This window comes from Pseudoalteromonas sp. NCIMB 1079, assembly GCF_040567695.1.
In the GTDB taxonomy this organism is placed as follows: Bacteria; Pseudomonadota; Gammaproteobacteria; order Enterobacterales; family Alteromonadaceae; genus Pseudoalteromonas; species Pseudoalteromonas distincta.
Window position 1 is genome coordinate 2424239 of the sequence record NZ_JBEWZA010000001.1, and the last position, 21582, is coordinate 2445820.

At 38.9% G+C, this 21582-nt stretch carries 20 protein-coding genes; 14 read left to right on the forward strand and 6 right to left on the reverse strand.

Annotation, left to right across the window (positions count from 1 at the left end; translation table 11 throughout):
• Positions 1 to 6: 6 nt before the first annotated feature.
• The gene (locus ABX891_RS11150; protein WP_197098349.1) at positions 7 to 1086 is read right to left on the reverse strand and encodes a FecR family protein; all 1080 of its coding nucleotides are present in this window, start codon (positions 1084 to 1086) and stop codon (positions 7 to 9) included.
• Positions 1083 to 1649: an RNA polymerase sigma factor gene (locus ABX891_RS11155; RefSeq protein ID WP_002961494.1), complete on the reverse strand. Its 567-nt coding sequence runs from the start codon at positions 1647 to 1649 to the stop codon at positions 1083 to 1085. Before ABX891_RS11155 ends, ABX891_RS11150 begins: the two co-directional genes overlap by 4 nt.
• Positions 1650 to 1849: 200 nt before the next feature.
• Between ABX891_RS11155 and ABX891_RS11160 the strand changes: the two genes are divergently transcribed.
• Complete coding sequence (locus ABX891_RS11160; protein WP_182682652.1) at positions 1850 to 2365, forward strand: DUF2937 family protein; 516 nt, start codon at positions 1850 to 1852, stop codon at positions 2363 to 2365.
• On the opposite strand, the gene ABX891_RS11165 is transcribed toward ABX891_RS11160, so the two are convergent.
• Positions 2345 to 3232 carry a LysR family transcriptional regulator gene (locus ABX891_RS11165; RefSeq protein ID WP_197098347.1) on the reverse strand — a complete coding sequence of 296 codons (888 nt, stop codon included), beginning with the start codon at positions 3230 to 3232 and terminating at the stop codon, positions 2345 to 2347. The two genes, ABX891_RS11160 and ABX891_RS11165, sit on opposite strands and share 21 nt — an antisense overlap.
• 122 nt (positions 3233 to 3354) lie before the next feature.
• Between ABX891_RS11165 and ABX891_RS11170 the strand changes: the two genes are divergently transcribed.
• The 8 genes from ABX891_RS11170 (at position 3355) to ABX891_RS11205 (ending at position 12247) form a co-directional block, all read left to right on the forward strand.
• Positions 3355 to 4005, forward strand: a complete 651-nt coding sequence (locus ABX891_RS11170) for a peroxiredoxin-like family protein (RefSeq protein WP_197098346.1) — start codon at positions 3355 to 3357, stop codon at positions 4003 to 4005.
• Complete coding sequence (locus ABX891_RS11175; protein WP_290192725.1) at positions 4005 to 4772, forward strand: haloacid dehalogenase type II; 768 nt, start codon at positions 4005 to 4007, stop codon at positions 4770 to 4772. The genes ABX891_RS11170 and ABX891_RS11175 overlap by 1 nt, the downstream gene beginning before the upstream one ends.
• A gap of 220 nt (positions 4773 to 4992) precedes the next feature.
• Positions 4993 to 5601, forward strand: a complete 609-nt coding sequence (locus ABX891_RS11180; RefSeq protein ID WP_002961502.1) for a PilZ domain-containing protein — start codon at positions 4993 to 4995, stop codon at positions 5599 to 5601.
• 57 nt (positions 5602 to 5658) lie between these two features.
• Positions 5659 to 6714 carry an agmatine deiminase family protein gene (locus tag ABX891_RS11185; RefSeq protein WP_354629512.1) on the forward strand — a complete coding sequence of 352 codons (1056 nt, stop codon included), beginning with the start codon at positions 5659 to 5661 and terminating at the stop codon, positions 6712 to 6714.
• Positions 6711 to 7604, forward strand: coding sequence for a carbon-nitrogen hydrolase (locus ABX891_RS11190; RefSeq protein ID WP_182194330.1), 894 nt, complete (start codon positions 6711 to 6713; stop codon positions 7602 to 7604). The genes ABX891_RS11185 and ABX891_RS11190 overlap by 4 nt, the downstream gene beginning before the upstream one ends.
• A 59-nt stretch (positions 7605 to 7663) precedes the next feature.
• Entirely contained in the window at positions 7664 to 11137 is a 3474-nt protein-coding gene (mfd, locus tag ABX891_RS11195; RefSeq protein WP_354629513.1) for a transcription-repair coupling factor, read from the forward strand.
• Entirely contained in the window at positions 11137 to 11973 is an 837-nt protein-coding gene (locus ABX891_RS11200) for a peptidoglycan binding protein CsiV (RefSeq protein WP_354629514.1), read from the forward strand. Before mfd ends, ABX891_RS11200 begins: the two co-directional genes overlap by 1 nt.
• Before the next feature lie 19 nt (positions 11974 to 11992).
• Positions 11993 to 12247 (forward strand): hypothetical protein, encoded by a 255-nt coding sequence (locus ABX891_RS11205; protein ID WP_002961511.1) that lies wholly within the window; start codon positions 11993 to 11995, stop codon positions 12245 to 12247.
• A gap of 54 nt (positions 12248 to 12301) precedes the next feature.
• On the opposite strand, the gene ABX891_RS11210 is transcribed toward ABX891_RS11205, so the two are convergent.
• From ABX891_RS11210 to ABX891_RS11220, 3 genes are all read right to left on the reverse strand, one after another.
• Positions 12302 to 13654, reverse strand: a complete 1353-nt coding sequence (locus ABX891_RS11210; protein ID WP_024597376.1) for a hypothetical protein — start codon at positions 13652 to 13654, stop codon at positions 12302 to 12304.
• Between the two features lie 104 nt (positions 13655 to 13758).
• Positions 13759 to 16203 carry a TonB-dependent receptor plug domain-containing protein gene (locus tag ABX891_RS11215; RefSeq protein WP_309166520.1) on the reverse strand — a complete coding sequence of 815 codons (2445 nt, stop codon included), beginning with the start codon at positions 16201 to 16203 and terminating at the stop codon, positions 13759 to 13761.
• Between the two features lie 621 nt (positions 16204 to 16824).
• A complete protein-coding gene (locus ABX891_RS11220) occupies positions 16825 to 17250 on the reverse strand; it encodes a hypothetical protein (protein WP_290192730.1) in 426 nt (141 codons plus the stop codon).
• Between the two features lie 341 nt (positions 17251 to 17591).
• Between ABX891_RS11220 and ccoN the strand changes: the two genes are divergently transcribed.
• The 5 genes from ccoN to ABX891_RS11245 all read left to right on the forward strand — a co-directional run bounded on the left by ccoN (position 17592) and on the right by ABX891_RS11245 (position 21575).
• Positions 17592 to 19025: a cytochrome-c oxidase, cbb3-type subunit I gene (gene ccoN, locus ABX891_RS11225; protein ID WP_165743040.1), complete on the forward strand. Its 1434-nt coding sequence runs from the start codon at positions 17592 to 17594 to the stop codon at positions 19023 to 19025.
• Positions 19026 to 19037: 12 nt separating this feature from the next.
• Entirely contained in the window at positions 19038 to 19712 is a 675-nt protein-coding gene (gene ccoO / locus ABX891_RS11230) for a cytochrome-c oxidase, cbb3-type subunit II (RefSeq protein ID WP_165743090.1), read from the forward strand.
• A 5-nt stretch (positions 19713 to 19717) separates the two neighbouring features.
• Positions 19718 to 19903: a CcoQ/FixQ family Cbb3-type cytochrome c oxidase assembly chaperone gene (locus ABX891_RS11235; protein ID WP_024597380.1), complete on the forward strand. Its 186-nt coding sequence runs from the start codon at positions 19718 to 19720 to the stop codon at positions 19901 to 19903.
• Positions 19900 to 20934: a cytochrome-c oxidase, cbb3-type subunit III gene (gene ccoP, locus ABX891_RS11240; RefSeq protein ID WP_165743041.1), complete on the forward strand. Its 1035-nt coding sequence runs from the start codon at positions 19900 to 19902 to the stop codon at positions 20932 to 20934. Before ABX891_RS11235 ends, ccoP begins: the two co-directional genes overlap by 4 nt.
• 149 nt (positions 20935 to 21083) lie before the next feature.
• Positions 21084 to 21575: a FixH family protein gene (locus ABX891_RS11245; RefSeq protein ID WP_002963075.1), complete on the forward strand. Its 492-nt coding sequence runs from the start codon at positions 21084 to 21086 to the stop codon at positions 21573 to 21575.
• Positions 21576 to 21582: the final 7 nt, after the last annotated feature.

Consider the following 21582-nt stretch of genomic DNA (forward strand, 5'->3'; position numbering starts at 1 on the left):
GTCTACTTATGATTCTGTATGGTGTTTTAGCGTTACTACATGCTCACCTAAACGCTCATGATCAATCGAAAAGTTAGTTTGTAAACTTTCTAGTAAACCTTCAACGTCACCGGCTTTAAATACTCCAGCCACTTTAATACTGGCAAGCTCAGCTGATGAAAGCTCAAAACGTGTGGCTGTATAGCGGCTTACTTCATTTAAAGCATCGCTTAGCTCTTCTCCATTAAAAATAAGCATACCGTTTTGCCATGCCAAATCGCGTTGTACGTCGTTCATTGAAAGCTGCGTAATTGGTTTTGTAACACTTTGCTCAATAACTGCTTTTTCGCCTGAGGTAACAATATTGGCATTAATTTGACGAATTTTTTTCGTGCTATTATCTGCAAGTTGATAATCTTTAAAGTCATTTGCATCAACCGCTACACTTGGATCGGTGATCATCACTTTGCCTTCAGTAACCACCAGTTCTAAATCTGATGATGTATTGCGTTGTACATTAAATACCGTGCCTAACGCGGTAAAACTTTTATCACCAGCCATAACACTAAACGGACGCGTGGCATCTTTTGCTACATTAAAGCGCCCTTCCCCACGACTAAGTAATAACTGTCTGCGACCTTTGCTATAAGCAACTTCTAGTAAGCTATTAGTATTAAGCTGCATTATGGTGCCGTCTGGCAGCACATACGTTGCTTGCTCGCCTACTTTTGTTTTGTAAATTTTAGTGTAATTAACTTTAGCAAGCTCTTGGTTGTAGCCATTTTCTAAGTTAATTAATAAGTAGCTGCATACCATTAACGCTGCAAACAAACTCGCTGCAATTGAGTAAGAAAACATCCACTTGTTTTTTGATGTTTTAGTATTGTTGCGCTGAGGAAATAAATGACTTAATTCGTTTAATACTGAAAGCTCATCCCAAAGCTGAGCAAGCTCGTATATAGAGTCTTGATGTGCAGTGCTTTGCATCATCCATAATTTAAATTGCTCTTTTTCATCATCAGTTAAACCACGATCAATCGCGCTTATCCAATCACATGACTTTTCTAAGATTAAATCTTTTGAATTAAATTGATGAACATTACTCATTCTGCGACCCTCTTAACTGATATAGGATGTGCCTGAGCTTTAGGGTTCGTTTGAGGGCTTTGCTCATGTTCACGCATATACAACATGGTTTGTAACAATCCTTTGGCAATGTGTTTTTCAACAGTGCTTTGGCTTAACTGCATTTGGTCTGCTATCTCTTTTTGGCTCATACCGTAAACTTTTTTTAATATAAAGCATTTACGAATCGATGAGCTTAGTTGCTCAGTAGCTCTACAAAAGAGTAAAAAACGCTCTTTAGATGTGTATTCGTCTTCGAGCTTCATTGATTTGAGTAATACGGGCAATTCGTTATCGTTTTCTAACGAATCATTAAATTTATTGTCCCACTTAGCTATATGGTTGAGTGCTAGATGTTTTGCTGTTTTTAGCATATAACTGCGGGTAAACTGGATGTCTTGTTTTAAATCAGCTTCATAGCTTTTTACAAAAGTTTCTTGCACAATATCTTCTACATCGTCGGGTTGAACAATGCGCGATACAAAACGTTTGAGCTGTTTAGAAATATCAACAAATGTTGACGTGAACTTTACTTTTTTCGTCATCCTTAACATCCACCTGTTGTTATTTTTATTATTAGGGCGTGTTGGCCTTTCGTGGTTGAATTTGCAGCATAAATGCCAAACATGCGCTGCCCTTTGGGTTCAATCCACAAAGGTTAACACGCCCCAATAGATTACGAGTTTTTGACATAAAAACAAGCTCAAATGTTAATTCTGGGTTATTTAAATGCATAGGAAGATAAATGAGTAAACTTTTAGATTATATACGACTTAGTTTCTTTGCATTCGGTTTACTACTTGGAGTGCAAATACCTGCATTTGTAAGCGATTTTGGCCAAGCACTATCAGCCCAGTTAATTGAAGCTAATAATGCCGTTGCGCCTTTTAAAAGCGATGCAGCTAAGTATTTCAATAATGATTTAAATAAGCTAATAAAACACTATCAAAATATTGATGATGAAATTGTGAACAAAGGGGCAAGTAATATCAGTACTCTTTACGAGCGACAGCAAGATTTACAGATAGCCGTAAATAGGTTTGAGAAATCTCCGTATATATTTACTATGATCAGTGGCATGAGCGATATAAAGCAACAAGTATGGCAACGCTTTGAAGGTCAAATCATTTTGAAAAAAGACTCTATTATAGCCGCCATTGTTGCTGCCATAATTGTTGCCTTGCTTGCAGAGCTTACTGGTTATTTGTTTTTAACTGGAGTAAAACGATCATTTAAACGCTTATTCGCAGCTCAAAAATAGTGATTTCATAAAATCATAAAATACATCGGTTTTGCGGGTTGTTAAACTATTTTGCGGACGTAAAAACCAAACCGGTGCATCATCTTGTGCCATTACCCCTGGCATAACTTCAACCAAAATACCGTTTTTAAGATCTTCATTAATCGCTATTTTTGATTTAATAGCAATACCATGACCTGCAATGGCAGCTTGTGTCATATTATCGGAGTTTGAAATAGTAAAACGAGTTTTAGCATTAAAGGTATGTATTTTTTTGTGTTCGTCAAAAAGCTTTAACTGGCGTTGCCACGGCAGGCAAACCCAATAATGCTCACTCAATTGCGTTAAATTTTCAGGCATGCCGTACTTTTCTATGTAGCTAGGGGCTGCACACAGTATGCGACTATTGTTTACGATTTTACGAGAAAGTAATCCTGAGTCATTTAATTTTCCCACCCTAATTGCAACATCTTGGGCGTCATCAACCACATTTACAAAATGATCCGTTATTAAAAAATCAAGCTTTAGTTCAGGGTAAGCTTGCTCAAACTCATTGAGTTTAGGCATTACGTATTTTGAAAAAACCCAAGGCGGCATGGTCACGCGTAGTAAACCACTCACCGATGAGCTACGCGCGCCAATACTATGTTCAGCATCGTGTAGAGCTTCTATTATAGCCCCCACACGCGTATAAAATATTTCACCTGCGGGAGATAACCGTACTCGCCTGCTATCTCTAAAAACAAGTACTGTAGCAAGCTCACGCTCTAGTTTACTTAAGCGATGGCTCACCGTTGCAGGCGATAAATGCTGCTCGCGGGCAGCAGCAAGCACGCCCTTATTTTCAACTACAGCTATAAATGTTTCTAGGTCGCTTAAATTATACATAAAGATGCCATTGTGCACTTTTCAATGTTTAATATTTTCGAATGAAGCTTTCAGTATTGCAATGTTTATTTAAATATCTAAAACACTATAATTGCAAATAGTCTAATTATTGAGGTTCAATCATGAGTTTAAAAGCGCAAATAGATGCCTATAACGTACAAAAAGATGCCAAATTACCGGCTGACGTTTTGGCACTAATGAACACTACAAATGAAGAGCTAATTGCACAGCATATTAGAGACAATGCATTGCAAATTGGTAAAAAAGTAGAAAACTTTAGCTTAGCCAACCATAACGGCGAAAACATTGAGCTTGCAGATTTATTAAAAAAAGGCCCGGTAATCATTAGCTTTTACCGTGGTGGCTGGTGCCCATATTGTAATTTAGAACTAAAAGCACTTAACGACTACTTACCACAATTTAAAACTCAAAGTGCTCAGTTAATCGCAATATCACCACAACTACCTGATGAAACTCTCTCAACTGCACAAAAAAACGACCTTGAATTTGACGTGCTTTCAGATGTGAGCAATAAAGTAGCTGAGCAATTTGGTTTATTGTTTACACTTGATGAGCGTATTCAAGCGTTATACACACAATTTGGTATTGATTTTGAACACTACTACGGCGATAAAAGCTTTAAATTACCGCTACCGGCCACCTATGTGATAAACCAAGAAGGTGTAATTACATACGCATTTTTAAGCGAAGATTACACCCTACGCGCAGAACCTATTGATGTTATGACAGCACTTGAATCGGAGAATAATTAATGTCTATTTTAAAATCGTTAAAAACACTTACTCTTTCACTACTTGTGGGCACAAGCCTTGTATCTGGTTATGCAGTCGCTGATGAACCAAAAGAACAAGCAAAACCTAAAGTGCTTATTTTTGATGTAAACGAAACCCTACTTGATTTAACGTCAATGCGTACCTCTATTGGTAAAGCGCTAGGCGGACGTGAATATTTATTACCACTGTGGTTTTCAACTATGCTGCATCATTCATTAGTAGATACTGTAAGCGGTAGTTATCACGACTTTGGGCAAATCGGTGTGGCGTCACTTCTTATGGTTGCTCAAAATAACAACATTGATATTACAAGTGAACAAGCTAAAACAGCTATTGTTACGCCTCTTTTAACGCTTCCTCCCCACAGCGATGTTAAAGAAGGACTGGCAAAACTCAAAGCACAGGGCTATAAGTTAGTAAGCCTTACAAATTCTTCAAACAAAGGTGTAAAGGCACAGTTTGAAAGCGCTGGTTTAATGTCTTACTTTGATGCGCGTTACAGCATTGAAGATATTAAAATTTACAAACCAGACTTACGTGTGTATGAGTGGGTACTTAAAAAGCTAAACGTAGCACCAAATGAAGCAATGATGGTTGCAGCCCATGGCTGGGATGTTGCTGGTGCAAAAGAAGCTGGCTTACAAACCACTTTTATAGCACGCCCAGGTAAAGCACTTTACCCATTAGCTAAAAAACCAGATCACGTTGTGAAAGATTTACATGAATTAGCCGCTCTACTTAAATAAGTACACGCTGATGAATCAATACCCAAGCGGCCAATGTTAGGATGACATTGGCCGCTTTTTTGTAACTCCCCCTAAATATGTCTTAGTGTATTTATTTTCATAATCTGTATGTTAAAAATTGAATGTAAACAAAGCATTTAGCCCGCTACGCGTTATTTTATCTGCTAGCAATTTAGTACTCACAACGCTACTATTAAATAAATACGTGGTGGAGAACATAATGAATAGTGAAAGATTAGGTGAGTTTGAGCAGTACTTTCAAATTAATGAAAGTATAAGAGTAAATTTATTCCCCGTATCAAACGGACAAGTTCCTAAATCGCAGCTTGAGCTTGAAGACGACATTCCCCCACTATTTAGATTAGCAAATGAAGTAAGTGAGCTTGAGCAAAGCTCGTTACGCCCACTGCGTAACTTAGGCGATATAGCACAAGAGCTAGCTACTTTTTTACAAGCGCAGTCACGTAAAATAGATTTAATAATGAGCCATATTTTGGCCTCAGAACAAGCCCAAGATAACGCAATACAATGTGATAGCTACGGCGGTGGCGGTATTCGTTTTACATCACCTGAAGTACACTCAATTGGCCAAGCATTTAGAACCAAACTGTTTTTGCACCACGAGGCCTCTGCGGTTTATTGTTACACCGAAGTTGTGGCAGTAGAAAAACAAGATAGCGAACACTACCAATACACTATGCTCTTTACCGCAATTAGAACCACTGACCAAGAACTTATTGTTAGAGCGAGTTTACATGCTCAAACCCGCCAACTTAAAAAACGTCAAGAACTTGATCAAAACCAAGGCGACCTAAACAGTGATAATTAGCTGACATCTTTATGTAAAATGCTAAACTAGCGCCATCTTAATTAGTATATAAAATTCATGAACTTTAGACTTTTACCAGAATGGGCCGAGCAAGACGCTGTTATGCTTACATGGCCTCACAAAGACACCGATTGGGCCGACAACTTAGCGCGTGTAGAACCTGTATATATTGAACTTGCTAAACACATAACAACGCAGCAACAGCTTGTTATTGTGGCGCATAACAGTGCCTTAAAAGTGCATATTACAGCATTACTAAATAGTGCTAACGTCTCTCTTAATCGTGTCCATTTTGTAGTAACGCCTACTAACGATACCTGGGCGCGCGATCATGGTCCGCTTACTTGCGCCGCTATTGATTCACCAAAGCCATTAAAAGTATATGATTTTACTTTTAATGGTTGGGGCAATAAGTTTGAAAGCGCATTAGACAATCAAATTAATTGTACTTTGGTAAAAGAGCTAAGTAGCACAAACAACCAATATCAAGCGCTCGATATGGTACTTGAAGGTGGCGGTATTGAAATAAACGAGCACGGTGTGTTGCTAACAACCAGTGAGTGTTTACTTAATAAAAACCGTAACCCTGATTTAAACCCAAATGATATTGAAGCACTTTTAAAAGAGCACTTAGGCGCGACGAGTTTTTTATGGGTTGAACATGGCTATTTAGCGGGCGATGACACCGACAGCCACATTGATACCTTAGTGCGTTTTGCACCAAATAATACCCTTGTATATGTGCAGTGTGACGATAAAACTGATGAGCACTTTAGCGCACTTGATGCGATGGAAAAACAACTAAAAACCTTTAAAACTGCCGATAACACCCCATATAACTTAATTGAGTTACCGTGGCCAAAAGCCGCTTATGACGATAAGCAAACACGCTTACCGGCTACCTACGCTAACTACTTAATTATTAATAATGCTGTGCTTGTGCCAACGTATAATGATGCCAATGATGAGCGTGCTCTTGCGCAAGTTCAAAAAGCATACCCACAACACACTATTATTGGCGTAAATTGCCAACCAATTATTGAACAATTTGGCAGCCTGCACTGTATTACAATGCAATTACCTCGTGGATTTTTAGCTGGAGCAGCACAATGACAAGCCCTGCAAAATTAACCGTTGCGTTAGTGCAACAAAGCAATACCGATAACGCTCAGGACAATATGGCAAAATCAATAAGTGCCATTCGTGAAGCCGCTCAAAAAGGTGCAAAACTGGTTGTACTCCAAGAGCTACACCGAAGCCTCTATTTTTGCCAAACCGAAAATGTTGACGTATTTGATTTAGCCGAAACCATTCCAGGCCCTAGCAGTAATGCCTTAGGTGAGCTTGCTAAAGAGCTAAGCATTGTTATTGTCGCGTCTTTATTTGAAAAGCGCGCTACGGGCCTTTATCACAATACTGCAGTTGTATTAGAGCAAGACGGCAGTATTGCAGGTAAATACCGCAAAATGCATATTCCTGATGATCCAGGTTTTTACGAAAAATTTTACTTTACCCCAGGTGATATCGGTTTTGAGCCTATTCAAACCTCGGTGGGTAAATTAGGCGTGCTAGTATGTTGGGATCAATGGTTTCCGGAAGCTGCACGTTTAATGGCAATGGCTGGCGCTGAGGTATTAATTTATCCAACCGCTATCGGTTGGGATCCTAACGACGATTCGGCTGAGCAAACTCGTCAAAAAGATGCGTGGGTTATTAGCCAACGTGCCCATGCTGTTGCCAATGGCGTGCCGGTAATTAGCTGTAACCGCGTTGGCCATGAAAGTGACCCTAGTGAGCAAAGCGATGGTATTTCGTTTTGGGGCAATTCGTTTATTGCAGGCCCACAAGGTGAACTATTAGCAGAGGCTAATAATACTGATGAGCAAATTTTAGTAGTAGAAATTGATCAAAAACGCTCAGAAAACGTAAGACGTATTTGGCCTTTCTTACGTGACCGTAGAATTGATCACTATAAAGACCTAACAAAAATATACCGAGACTAAGTAACCTTAACTCAAGATGGCTCTTACTTGCTAAGAGCCAACTATAAATGGAGTAATAAATGGCGTTTGAGCAATGGGCAGCCTTGCCTTGGGTAAAATCTCATAAAGATAAAATTCAATGGGGCCAGCTAAGCGGAAGTGGTTTAAGTATTGCTATTGCTGAAGGCGTTAAACAACAAGATAACTTAGTCTTAATTGTTACGCCTGATACACCAAGTGCACTGCGCCTTGAAACAGAATTAGAATATTTATTACCCGATAACCCAGTCATGGTATTTCCTGATTGGGAAACTCTGCCATACGATCACTTTTCTCCCCATCAAGATATTATTTCAGCCCGTTTAGCCACTTTAAATACCTTAAAAAAAGAACAACAAAGTGTGTTAATTGTGCCTGTATCTACTCTAATGTTGCGCACAGCCCCAGCCTCGTTTATTTACGGTTCAACAATAAACTTTAAAGTGGGCGACAAGCTAGACACACATAACTTTCGTGACAATTTAGAGCAAGCTGGTTATTTAAATGTTCAACAAGTAATGGAGCACGGCGAATACGCTATACGCGGCTCTATCGTTGACTTATACCCAATGGGTAGCCCGCATCCATTTAGACTCGATTTTTTTGATGACGAACTCGACACAATTCGCTTATTTGATGTAGAAACACAGCGCTCTGATGAAAAAGTAGATAAAATTGAGCTACTTCCAGCGCATGAATTTCCTACTAACGACGCTGATATTGAACGTTTTAGAATAAGCTATCGCGAAAAATTTGGTGCAAGCTCACAGCAAGACTCTGTATACATGCAAGTAAGCAAAGGTAACTGGCCTGCAGGTATTGAATACTACATGCCATTATTTTTTGAAAAGCTCGCGACTATTTTTGACTACCTGCCAGATACAACAACCGTTATGCAGCTGGGTGATTTAGAGCATGCGGCAGATAACTTTTGGCACGATGTAAATGTACGCTATGAAAACCGCAGAGTTGACCCACTTCGTCCATTACTTGAACCTAATGCGCTTTATCAGCCAATTGAAGAGCTGTTTTCTAATTTAGGCAATTTTGCACGTATTAGATTATCCCTTGCAAAGCTTGGCACTAAAGCGGGTAATAAAAACTTAAGCGTTAGCGAGCTGCCAGCCATTCGTATTGATCATAAACAGCATGAACCTTATGGCGCGTTTATAAATTATGTAGCAGAGCAAAAAAAGAAAAAAGGCCGCATATTACTCAGTGTTGAATCGGACGGTCGTCGCGAATCATTGCTGAGCATTTTAAAACCAAGCGGTTTAAAATTTAAAGAATTTGAAACACTCGAACAATTTATAAAAAGTGCAAGTGATGTAGGCTTAGTAGTAAGCCCGCTCGAGCAAAGTGTAGTACTTGGCACTAAACCAAGCCTTTCTATTATTACCGAGCAAGAACTACTTGGCATAAAAGTATCTCAGCGCAGACGCCGCAAGCACAAGTACGAAGCCAGCCAAGATGCGCTAATTCGTAATTTAGCCGAGCTTAAAGAAGGTCAACCTGTTGTGCATCTTGATCATGGTGTTGGCCGTTACCAAGGTTTGCAAACAATTGATGCTGCAGGTGTAGTTACTGAGTTTGTTACGATTACTTACGCAAGTGAAGCTAAATTGTACGTGCCAGTATCTGCACTGCATATGCTTAGTCGTTACTCTGGTGGTGAAGAAGCCAGCGCCCCGCTGCATAAGCTTGGCTCAGATGCGTGGGAAAAAGCAAAAAAACGTGCGGCTGAAAAAGTTCGCGATGTCGCCGCTGAATTACTCGACATTTATGCTCAGCGCCAAGCAAAACCTGGTAATAAATTTACTCTAGACGCCCCTGCATATCGTCAATTTAGCGATAGCTTTCCTTTTGAAGAAACAGACGATCAGCGCAACGCCATAGAAGCCGTATTAGGTGATATGCAATCAAAACAAGCGATGGATCGTTTAGTGTGTGGTGACGTAGGCTTTGGTAAAACAGAAGTGGCCATGCGCGCTGCTTTTGTAGCGGTTAACGATGATAAACAAGTGGCAATTTTAGTGCCTACGACCTTGCTGGCTCAACAACACTATGAAAACTTTAAAGACCGTTTTGCTGATTTTCCTATTGAAGTAGGTGTGCTTTCGCGCTTTAACTCCACTAAAGAGCAAAAAGACACACTTGAAAAAATGGCCAACGGTAAGCTCGATATAGTTATTGGCACGCATAAACTTATTCAGCAAGACATTAAATTTAACGATTTAGGCTTGTTAATTGTTGATGAAGAACATCGCTTTGGTGTTCGTCAAAAAGAGAAAATTAAAGCACTGCGCGCCGATGTAGACATACTCACACTGACTGCAACGCCAATACCTCGTACACTCAACATGGCCATGAGCGGCATGCGCGATTTATCGATAATCGCAACGCCACCGGCTAAACGTTTAGCGGTAAAAACCTTTGTACGCCAACGCGATGTAGAACTAATACGCGAAGCAGTACTGCGAGAAATTAAACGCGGTGGCCAAGTTTACTTTTTACATAACAACGTAGAAACTATTGAGCGTGTTGCACAAGAAATTAGTGAATGGGTACCTGAAGCCAGTGTGACTACAGCCCATGGCCAAATGCGCGAGCAAGAGCTTGAGCAAATAATGACTGACTTTTACCATCAAAAATACAACGTGCTGGTATGTACCACGATTATCGAAACCGGTATTGATGTGCCTACGGCTAATACCATTATCATGGACAGAGCAGACAAACTCGGCCTTGCCCAGTTACACCAATTACGTGGACGAGTTGGTCGAAGCCACCATCAAGCGTATGCCTATTTACTAACAGGTGACCCTAAAGCCCTTTCTAAAGATGCGAGTAAACGCTTACAAGCAATTGAATCATTAGAGGACTTAGGTGCAGGTTTTGCCCTCGCTACACACGACTTAGAAATTCGTGGTGCGGGTGAGCTACTTGGCGATGATCAATCAGGCCAAATGCAAACCATCGGCTTTAGTTTGTATATGGAAATGCTTGAGCAAGCCGTAAATGCGCTACGTGAAGGAAAAGAGCCAACGCTTGAAAATCTACTTAAAAAACAAACCGAAGTAGATTTAAAACTGGCTGCACTATTACCTGATGATTACATACACGATGTTAATGCACGCCTAGGTATGTACAAGCGAGTTGCTAGTTGTGCTAACCTTGATGATATGGATGAACTACAGGTAGAACTTATAGACCGCTTTGGTTTACTGCCTGATGCCGCTAAAAACCTATTTAGCCTACAATTATTAAAAATGAAAGCTAGTAGTTTAGGTATAACTAAAATTGAGGCAAACCCAAAAGGTGGTTACTTTGAGTTTAGCCAAGATACCAAGGTTAACCCTAGCTTCATCATTGGCTTGATACAAAGTGCACCTAAGGTGTACAAAATGGATGGCGCAAATAAACTGCGCTTTGCAATTAGTGAGGCAAATGCCCGCGAACGCTTAAAAATGGTCACTGCAATGATTGCAGATTTCGAAAAAAAGGTTAGCCATTAATGTTGCTAAAAAAATCGCTTATTGTTTTATGCTGCTTATTTAGCAGCACTGCATTTGCAGAACGCTGGTTTGAGGTTGAGGTGCTTGTATTTAAGCAGCGCCCTGCTCCGTATTTGCAAGAAGATTTTACACTTAAGCACAAAGCTATTGAAGATAAAAATACGCTAGACTTACTGACCCCTCTTTACACTGAACAAGCAATGCAGGCCTGCATAGATGGCGATGAGCGTTTTCAAAAACGCACTTTTACTGATTCATTAGTTAATTCAAACCCGCAATCGGGTGTATGTGACAACAGTATTGACTACCTACAAAGCTACGATGAGCTACCTGTAACGCCTTTAGCACCCGCTAAAGATGATATGCAGCAAATTTATTTATTAGCGCCGCAACAGCTGCAATTTAAAGCGCAATATAGGCAACTAGACCGCAAAGGCTTAACACCTATTCTACATACTGGCTGGCGCTTTGAAGGCGCAAGCAAGTCACGCGCCCCAAGCATGCATTTAATAGCGGGTAAGCATCTTAAAAATGAACCCAATGTAACACCTAGCTATTCAAACCCTGATTTTGTAAGTTTATTGAATTCACAACCGGCGCTATTTAACGACCCAGAACAACCAAAAGCAGAGTGGGAACTAGACGGTTTATTTAAAATACATTTACGACATTATTTATACATTACAGCTAATTTTGATATTAGCCAAAAGCTAGAAAACGGCGATATAGAGTCTGCCCGTTTCTCTCAGTTTAGACGTGTAATTAGTGGTGAAGTACATTACTTTGACCATCCACGAATGGGCATGATTGTCCAGATCAGAAAATTCAAACATTAATATTAAGTAGGATATAACAATGAAAAAACTCCTTATCATCGCAGCTACATTAAGCCTTGCGGCTTGTTCTAAGGTAAGTCTTGAAAATTATGAAAAAATTAAAGTAGGCATGGATAAGACTGAAGTTGAAACTATTTTAGGCAGTGCTGATAACTGTGTTGAAAAAACACTGCATACTAACTGTATATGGGGCGATGAAGCAAAAAATATCGAGATCACTCTAGTATCAGACAAAGTAACTTTATATAGCAAACATGGCTTAGCTAATAAATAAAGTGACCAAATATTAGGGGCTGATTGTATCAGCCCCTTTTAAAATTAATTAAACTCATTTTTTGGAGTAGATAAGCTCAATATTAACGATTTTACTGCGATTTAACGTTATTTTATAGCGTTGATAAAGTGTTTTATCTTCCTCAGTTAGAACAAGTACCATGTTTAATTGATAACGCCTTTCTACAGCCTGCTTAGAAATTTTATTACTGTCTAAATGATATAGCTTCCCTTCACCACGTTTTAAATAACGTGCAAATGGTGCAAGATTAAATTGTAGTGTGTGCTGTAGTGTATCGTAGCCGGGCAAAAATTCTTTCGCACTAACACGTGTCTCACTTGCAAAGTGTAACCACTGCGCAGCTTGTTTATTTTGTTGACGACGTTTTGAAAAAATAGATTTCACTTCTTTAGGTATTTTCTTAAAGCGCATGTATTCAAGCCAAATTAGCTGACTCGCTACTTTGTCTTTGGTAATACTATTTTTAAAACTAAATCGCCACTTAGGTCGCCCTTGTACAATGGCTCGCCAAATCATACGTGTAATATCTTCTTTAAATATTTCACGTAGCCCGTAAATAACCCCTAAAATTAAAATAAGCGTCGCGGTGACTTCCGTAAACGTTGAGCGAGCATTGAGTATTACAACCATCACAAATGCCATGATAACGGCTGTAACAGTGCCTTTAACTAATCGCTTAAGGTAGCTGTTAAGAAACCGCGTTTGACGCTGTAATATTACGCCGTGCTCAATTAAGCGTTGTAACAAGCGCATTTTATTTGTTATTCGATTTGCGTCTTGCATGGTTGTTTCAGAGTTGTAGCTTTTTTCTGCTCGATACGTATTTTCGCTTTTACAAAACTGCAGTAAATCGTTACGCTCTTTTGCATAATCGCTACTACGTGGGCCTTCATCTAAAAGCTTTAAAAAAGATTGCTCAACATGCCAACTTAAATAGTTATCAGCATTGGTAAAAAATGGCAGTAGTTTTTCGTCATCTGGTGTGTAGCGACGCAGCTTTTTTAAAAGCCCTTCGCTTTGCTCATATACCTCGTTAGCACGTTTATAAAAATCTTCTGCCTCATCAATTTTTAACGCGTCTTTTATATCGGCATCAAGGGCTAAACGTACTTGGTAACAAAATAAATTAAGATTTTGCCGGTAATCTTGTTGCTCACCTTTGTTTTTACTAACAAAACGGCTTCGCACTAAAGGCAAGTGTATATTGTTAGCGTTATACGCTAAATGTGATTTAAAGTGGTTATTAAAGTAAGATTCTTCGGTAAGTGTTTGCGGATTAATCCCCATTTCATTGGGAATAGAAAAATACAGATCTATGCGCTGTTCAGAACGAGGAGTTAGCTCTGGTTCAATGACAAAAGATAAGTTTTCATCTTGTTTTAACAATCAGTTCTCCTTCTAAAATATCGTTTTAGTGTACTTGTCTCCTTTATTTTGTTCAATAAAAAAGGCCCAGTTAATACTGAGCCTTAATACGATTAATGTGCTAGTTAAAACTTGTAGTTTACACTTGCAAAAATACGTGAACCAATTACATCGTAAACCTCAGGAACTGTACCCATATCGTTACCACCTAATACTTTCTCAGGCTCTTTATCGAAGATGTTGTTCATACCACCAGTAAATCTCAATGCATCATTCAAGTTATAGCTCATTGAAACATCGTGGTAAATAATGTTGTCAGTACTAAAATTTTCGCCGTAGTATTCACCATCCATTCCACGAATGAATCGTGCGTTATAGAGGATGTTTAATGAATCAGTAAGATCGTAATTAACTGAAAGGTTAGACTTTATTTTAGAATAGCCACCAAAGTTGCCATCGATAGTACCTGTATAATTAATGTCATCTTCTTCAAACTTAATTAGATAAGTTGTATCAAGATTGATCTTGTATCTATCACCAGTGTAACTAATATTCCAATCAACCCCAGATGTTTTTTTAGAGCCAACATTAGTTAGTACAGAGGTTAAGTCAGATAAATCACCAGCTTGAGTCACTTTAATTGATGAACATGAATCTGTATCGCCTGCAAAACAAGAATTCAATTCATTCTGAACATCCAAGCGAGTAATTGCATTAGTAATATCAAACTTCCAGTAATCTAAAGTACTTGATAAGCCATCAGTAACTTCCCAAACCATACCAAAAGTGAATGAACGGCTTTCTTCAGCTTGTAGGTCATCATCACTTGCACGGTTTACAAGTATTTGAGCATCTGTAGCATTTTCCCATGGATCGGATAAGTAATCATAAGAACCTGAATTTCCGCCAAATAATTCAGCAACATTTGGTGCTCTAAAGCCAGTAGCTAATACAGAGCGCACCATAAATTCATCAGTTACATTCCAAGTGGCACCTAGTTTCCAGGTAATTTCACCACCAAAGGTAGAATAATTATCGTAACGAGCCGCACCTTCTAATGATACAGACTCCAAGACTGGCATTGATGTCTCAAAATAGACCGACTGTACAGAATAGTCGCCATCTGTAGAATCCTGCTGTGCTGAAGAACTTTCGCCTAATTGAGTAATTAAATCAGGGGTATAAAAACCACTTTCAAAACGGTTTTCAATACCTATAGCATAACCAATATCACTTTCTGTTACATTGCTGTATCCAGCAGAAAGAACGAACTGCTCATTGCCCCCTTCATTATTCTCCATAAATATTGAATTATTAGCTGTTAAGAAGTCGCGTTCTAGAGGCTCGCCACTAAACCAAATATCCTGATTAGCATAAATACTTTCTTCTACTCTTACAGCGTTAATTGAATTTTTTACGCTATCCTTTGAGTCGTTTCGCCCATAAGTAGCACTTATATCCCAGCTAGCATCATTATCTAAAAGTCCCTGTAAAGACACTGAGGCTCTGTAGGTGTCAGTTTCTTGTTCATAGAGACGAGGACCAACATCAGCCATCCTTCTTTTATATTCTAATGTATCAGCTAGCGTACCATTTTTAGAAAATGAATTAGTATATTTAGCATTTAGTCTATCGGTTTTTAAATCGATAGTTATCGGTTGCGGTGCTAATTGTTGTGATGATTCACGACGCGTATACATTAAATCGATATTTAAAGTTGTATCTGAATCCAGTTCAGTATCATAGCTTGTAAAAATACTATACAAATCATTGGGTGTTTGTGCATAGCTAGATGTAGTGAAATCATAAGAAGTCGTTCTATCTTTAAAATCACCATTACCAACGGAGGTTTTACCGCCTAATGTACCTTGTGGTATCCAAGATGATTGCCCTGCATCCACAAAGCGTCGATCAGATTGAATTATTTCTCCGCGACCAGAGTACTGAGCGCCAACGACAAAATTACCATCCGCTACCTGCATACCGTGGAGTATACTAAAACCGTAATTATTCCCGTCATTCTTTGTTGTTCTACTTCCGTCAATATTAAGTTCCGTGCCTTCAAAATCTTTCTTAGTGATTATATTTACAACACCAGCTATGGCATCAGAACCATAAACTGCAGACGCACCATCTTTTAATATTTCAATAGACTTAATCATTGCAACTGGAATAGTATTTAAATCGACAGAAGAATCAGCGCCAGTACCAGATGACACCATTCTGCGGCCATTCAATAGAACCAAGGTACGTTGAGAGCTCATGCCACGTAAGTTTACTGTTGCAGAACCACCTGAACCGTTATTACTAGTACCACCTAAGCTTGTACCTGCAACTGAAGGTTGATTTGAAAGTACATCAGCAACTGATGTATAACCACTTTTGGTAATAAAATCATCGCCAATGACGGTAATAGGGCTTGACGTCTCCATATCAGTGCGATTAATACGAGAACCCGTCACTTGAATTTTTTCGATTGATTTTGCAGCTTCGTCTGCCGCTAAAACTTGCACACTTGAGAACATTGGGATCGCTGCAATTACAGCTAAACCAAGAGTTGATTTTTTCATGAAAGAACCCTACTTGTTGGAAATTTACCTTTATTGGTAATGCTCACTTTTTATTAGAATAGTGAGTCAGGTGGGCAACTTAGGCGTCCTTAACTGAACGAAAACTTAATGGCAGCTCAATTTATATCATGCAATAAAATGGAATAACTACTTTAGGTACATAGGTTACATTATGTTTCAGTATTAATTAATAAATACAATTTAAAAACAGTAACCTAACAAAAAACCGAAACATTCGAAACACACCTGAAACCAAAGTGATTCACTTTGTAATCAAATGTAATTAACTGAGCTGCGTACCAAAAATAGATAAATTAACAACTTAATCACAGCACATTATTAAAACCGTAAAACTAAATGTTAATTAATAACCATATTTATGCATGCTTGGTGCTTAAACAGTCTTATTTAGCCATTTGGGAAGATTTTTTGATTAGATTTTTTATTCAGTTGTAATTAAAGTTGAACTTTTTGAGGGCACTCATTCACTCTAGAAGTTTTATCTTTTTCAAAACCTAAAAAGGCAATTTTATTGATCTTGTCACTCAAATAATCGTATGTATAAGAAAACGAACTCACATCAAAAATGTAAGCTGTATACAAGAGTTTGTAGTCGCAACTTTAATACGTTACGTAAAAAGAGTAATTGTGTGTTTGTATTACAGAGGTGGCATTATCTTTAACGGTTAGTTCTAAATTCCAAAGCATATTTTGCTCAGAACAAATACCTACCATAGTATTACTTTGCCACAAATCATTATGTTTTTTAAACTGCTGAGGAATGTAACCCATGTACATAGTAATACCTTTTAGCTTGGCATCTTCAATTGTAATGTTTGTTGGTAAATCACTAAAAATAGTAAATGGGGTTTCGGGGGAAAGGGTTTTCTCGCTTAACCATACTTTAACACCATTTGAAAAAGTGCAAGGTAAATTAGCTACACATGTAGTGCTTTTAAGAAATTTTTCATCTGTATTTTTAGAGAAATCACACGCTGTTAATAAAAAAAACACCGCCGTAAATAAACTTAATCTATATATAAACATAACAATTTCGCACTAAAGAAAAGCAAATACTAATAATCGTGACTGTAAATAACAAGTGCGAGTGTTACTATTAGGCCAAATTAGGCACAAACTGTATCAAAAAATAAACAACAAGCTCACAAAGTTTGATTGATGTCATAATTTTATGTAATTGACCTATCTTTTTTAGGCCAAAAAATTTATCATTTCACCCGCAAAAAAATAAGGGTTTCTCAAGTTTTTTTTCTGAAGTTTTCATGTATTGAAAGTTTTAGATAACACGCTTGGGGAAAATAGTAGGCCCCACTTTTAAAGGTGGGTAATTCATTTCTAAACGCATTTATTGCAGCGGAAGCCAGAAAATGAGCCAAACAGTAGCATCACAAACTGAGTATAACTATAAGGTTGTACGCCAATTCGCTATTATGACAGTGATTTGGGGCATCGTTGGCATGAGTATTGGGGTTCTGATTGCTGCCCAATTAGCTTGGCCAGCACTTAACTTTGATACACCATGGTTAACTTACTCTCGACTACGTCCGTTACACACGAACGCAGTAATTTTCGCATTTGGTACTAGTGCACTGTTTGCGACGTCTTATTACGTCGTACAACGTACTTGTCAAACGCGTCTTTTCTCAGACAAACTCGCCGCCTTTTCATTTTGGGGCTGGCAGCTAGTTATTGTATTAGCAGTAATTACATTACCACTTGGTATTACTAGCTCAAAAGAATACGCAGAACTTGAATGGCCAATCGATATTTTAATCGCTGTGGTTTGGATTGTTTACGCTATTGTATTCTTTGGTACTTTAATCAAGCGTAAAGTGTCGCACATTTATGTTGCTAACTGGTTCTATGCTGGCTTTATTATTACTGTTGCAGTACTACACATTGTAAACAGCATGGCAGTGCCTGTGTCGTTAACTAAATCATACTCAATCTACGCAGGTGCGGTAGATGCTATGGTTCAGTGGTGGTACGGTCATAACGCTGTAGGTTTCCTATTAACTGCTGGTTTCTTAGGTATGATGTATTACTTTGTACCAAAACAAGCAGGTCGCCCAGTTTACTCATACCGTTTATCGGTAGTTCACTTTTGGGCATTAATTTCATTATACATCTGGGCAGGTCCTCACCACCTTCACTACACTGCGCTTCCTGATTGGACGCAAAGTTTAGGTATGGTTATGTCTATTATCCTATTCGTACCGTCTTGGGGTGGTATGATTAACGGTATTATGACCCTATCAGGCGCATGGCATAAACTGCGTACTGATCCAGTACTACGCTTCTTAGTTGTTTCATTGTCTTTCTACGGTATGTCTACGTTCGAAGGCCCTATGATGGCAATTAAATCTGTAAATGCGTTATCTCACTACACAGATTGGACAATCGGCCACGTACACTCAGGTGCACTAGGTTGGGTTGCTATGATCTCAATTGGTGCTATTTACCACCTTATCCCTGCGTTATTTGCACAAGGTCGTATGTACAGCGTTAAATTGGTTAACACCCATTTTTGGTTACACACTGTTGGCGTTGTTTTATACATTGTTGCAATGTGGATCTCTGGTGTAATGCAAGGTCTAATGTGGCGTGCAGTAAATGCCGACGGTACATTAATGTACAGCTTTGTGCAGTCTTTAGAAGCGTCGCATCCTTTCTACATCATGCGTTTTGTAGGCGGTGTATTCATCGTAGCAGGCATGTTAGTTATGGCTTATAACGTTTTCCGTACAATTTCAGCTGAGAAAGAATCGCTGAAGTTAGACGCGCAAGCACAATTAGCATAACGGAGTGAGATGATGAGCAATAAAAATTCACAAAATAAACATGAGATAGTAGAAAAGAACGTTGGCCTTATGGCTATTCTGACTGTTTTCGCTATCAGCTTTGGTGCATTAGTTGAGATTACTCCGCTAATGTTCCAAGACGACACAACTAAACCAGTAGAAGGCTTACGCCCTCTTAATGCTTTAGAAATGGAAGGCCGCGACCTTTACGTGCGTGAAGGCTGTTCTAACTGTCATTCACAAATGGTCCGCCCTTTCCGTGATGAAGTTGAGCGTTACGGTCATTACTCTGTAGCGGGTGAGTCGGTATGGGATCACCCATTTTTATGGGGTTCTAAACGTACTGGTCCTGATTTAGCCCGTGTTGGTAAGCGCTACTCTGACGATTGGCACTATGCGCACTTAGTAGATCCGCGTGCAGTAGTTCCTGAGTCGAATATGCCAGGTTTTCCTTGGTTAGCAGAGAATACGGTTGATACCAGCCTTACTCTGAAAAAACTACAAATTTTCCGTGATACTTTTGCTATCAACCCAGAAAACCCAAAACACCCGGGCCTAGGTTATGGCAGCGACGAAGAACTTAAAGCTGATGTTGAAAAAGTTAACGCTATGAATAACGGCGAAGGCGCAACAGAGATGCAAGCTCTAATCGCGTATTTACAGCAACTTGGTACCCACTTGAAGTAACTATTATGGATTACGGAACATACAGAGGCATTTTAACTCTGGTAATTTTAGTATTGTTTATTGTGATTGTTGTATGGGCATATAGCAAACGTAGCAAAAATCGTTTTGACAGCGCTGCTAATGCCATTTTTGAAGATGAAAAAAAACATAACAACACACTCTCTAACGAGGAAAAGGAGTCTGAGAAATGACTAGCTTTTGGAGTATTTGGGTTATTGTATTAACCCTATCATGTTTGTTCATTTTGTTTGGTTTACTCGTGTGGAATTTAAAAAACTACGCTGGTGTACCTGAAGGTGAAAGCTGCGGACATGAATATGATGGCATTGAAGAGCTAAATAATCCACTACCAAAGTGGTGGACTTACATGTTTTTCGCAACTTTTATTTGGTCAGTATATTACCTTGCAGCTTACCCAGGTTTAGGTAACTGGGAAGGTTTAGGTAAATGGACTAGTTCTAATCAAGGCATTACTACTTTAGCAGAATCTAAAGAAGCGATAATTAAAGCAAAAGAAGAAGGTCGCTTTGTAAAACTTGATAAAGAGTACGAAGCTGCACAAGAACGCTTTGGTCCTATTTTTAATCGACTTGCACAAGTGCCGGTTTTAGATTTAGTTAATTCTAAGTTTGAAGGTGACGCAGCGCAGCAAGTTGCTCTTGAAAATGGTGACAAACATGAACAAACAGATGGTCAATTAGCCATCGAAATTGGTCAGCGTTTATTCTCACAAAACTGTACGCAATGTCACGGCTCTGATGCACGTGGTGGAACAGGCTTCCCTAACCTAACTGATAAAGATTGGTTATATGGCGGTACACCAGACAAAATTAGAGAAACTCTGCTTAATGGTCGTATAGCAGCTATGCCACCTTGGGGCGCAGCATTAGGTGAACAAGGCGTTAAAGAAATGACAGCACACGTGCTAAGCCTTTCTGGTCGTACTGTTAATCAAAAAGATGCAGCTGCAGGTAAAGCTAAGTTTGCTATGTGCGCCGCATGTCATGGTGCTGACGGTAAAGGGTCAGTTGCACATAACCTACCATTTGGCGCACCAAACTTGACCGATAACATTTGGTTATACGGTGGCTCTCAACGTGCTGTTGAAGAAACACTTAACCACGGTCGTGCCGGTGTAATGCCTGCTTGGAAAGACATTTTAGGTGAAGATAAAATTCACTTATTAACAGCTTATGTTTACAGTTTATCGCAAGATAAATAATCACGCGGTTAATAAAATGTTTATAAATTAATTTATTTAATTCAATAGATTAATCCAGATCAAAAAAGCCTCCAGTGTGAGGCTTTTTTTTAGTCTTTTACGTATAATTCCTATAAAATAACGCTTCCTAAACTAATTTTAGAGACACTATGCAACCTACTCCGTGGTATAAAAATTTTTGGCCTTGGTTTTTAATCTTTTTTCCGTTAGTTGCCATTATTGGCTGTATTAGCTTATTTATTACGGCAATAGGTAACGGCCCAGATATGGTTGTTGACGACTACTACAAAAAAGGCAAAGCAATAAACTTAGAACTGACTAAGTTTGAAAAAGCAAAAGCACTTTACTTACATGGCGAATTAAATGTAACCAACGAGCGTGTAAGCTTTAAGTTTACAAAAGGTGACAGTAGCAACGTGCATGTTTTAAAACTATCGTTTTACCACCGTACTATTAAAGCGCATGACTTTGAGGCCACACTTACACCTAATGCCAATCAAGAATTTACTGCATTACTTGATAAGTATACGCCAGGTGCATATTCTGTATTTATTGAGCCAATTGATGGCAGCTGGAAACTAAAAGAAAACATTGTTCTACCGACGGCTGAAACCGTTTTAGTTACTCCTAACTATAAGTAATCATTAC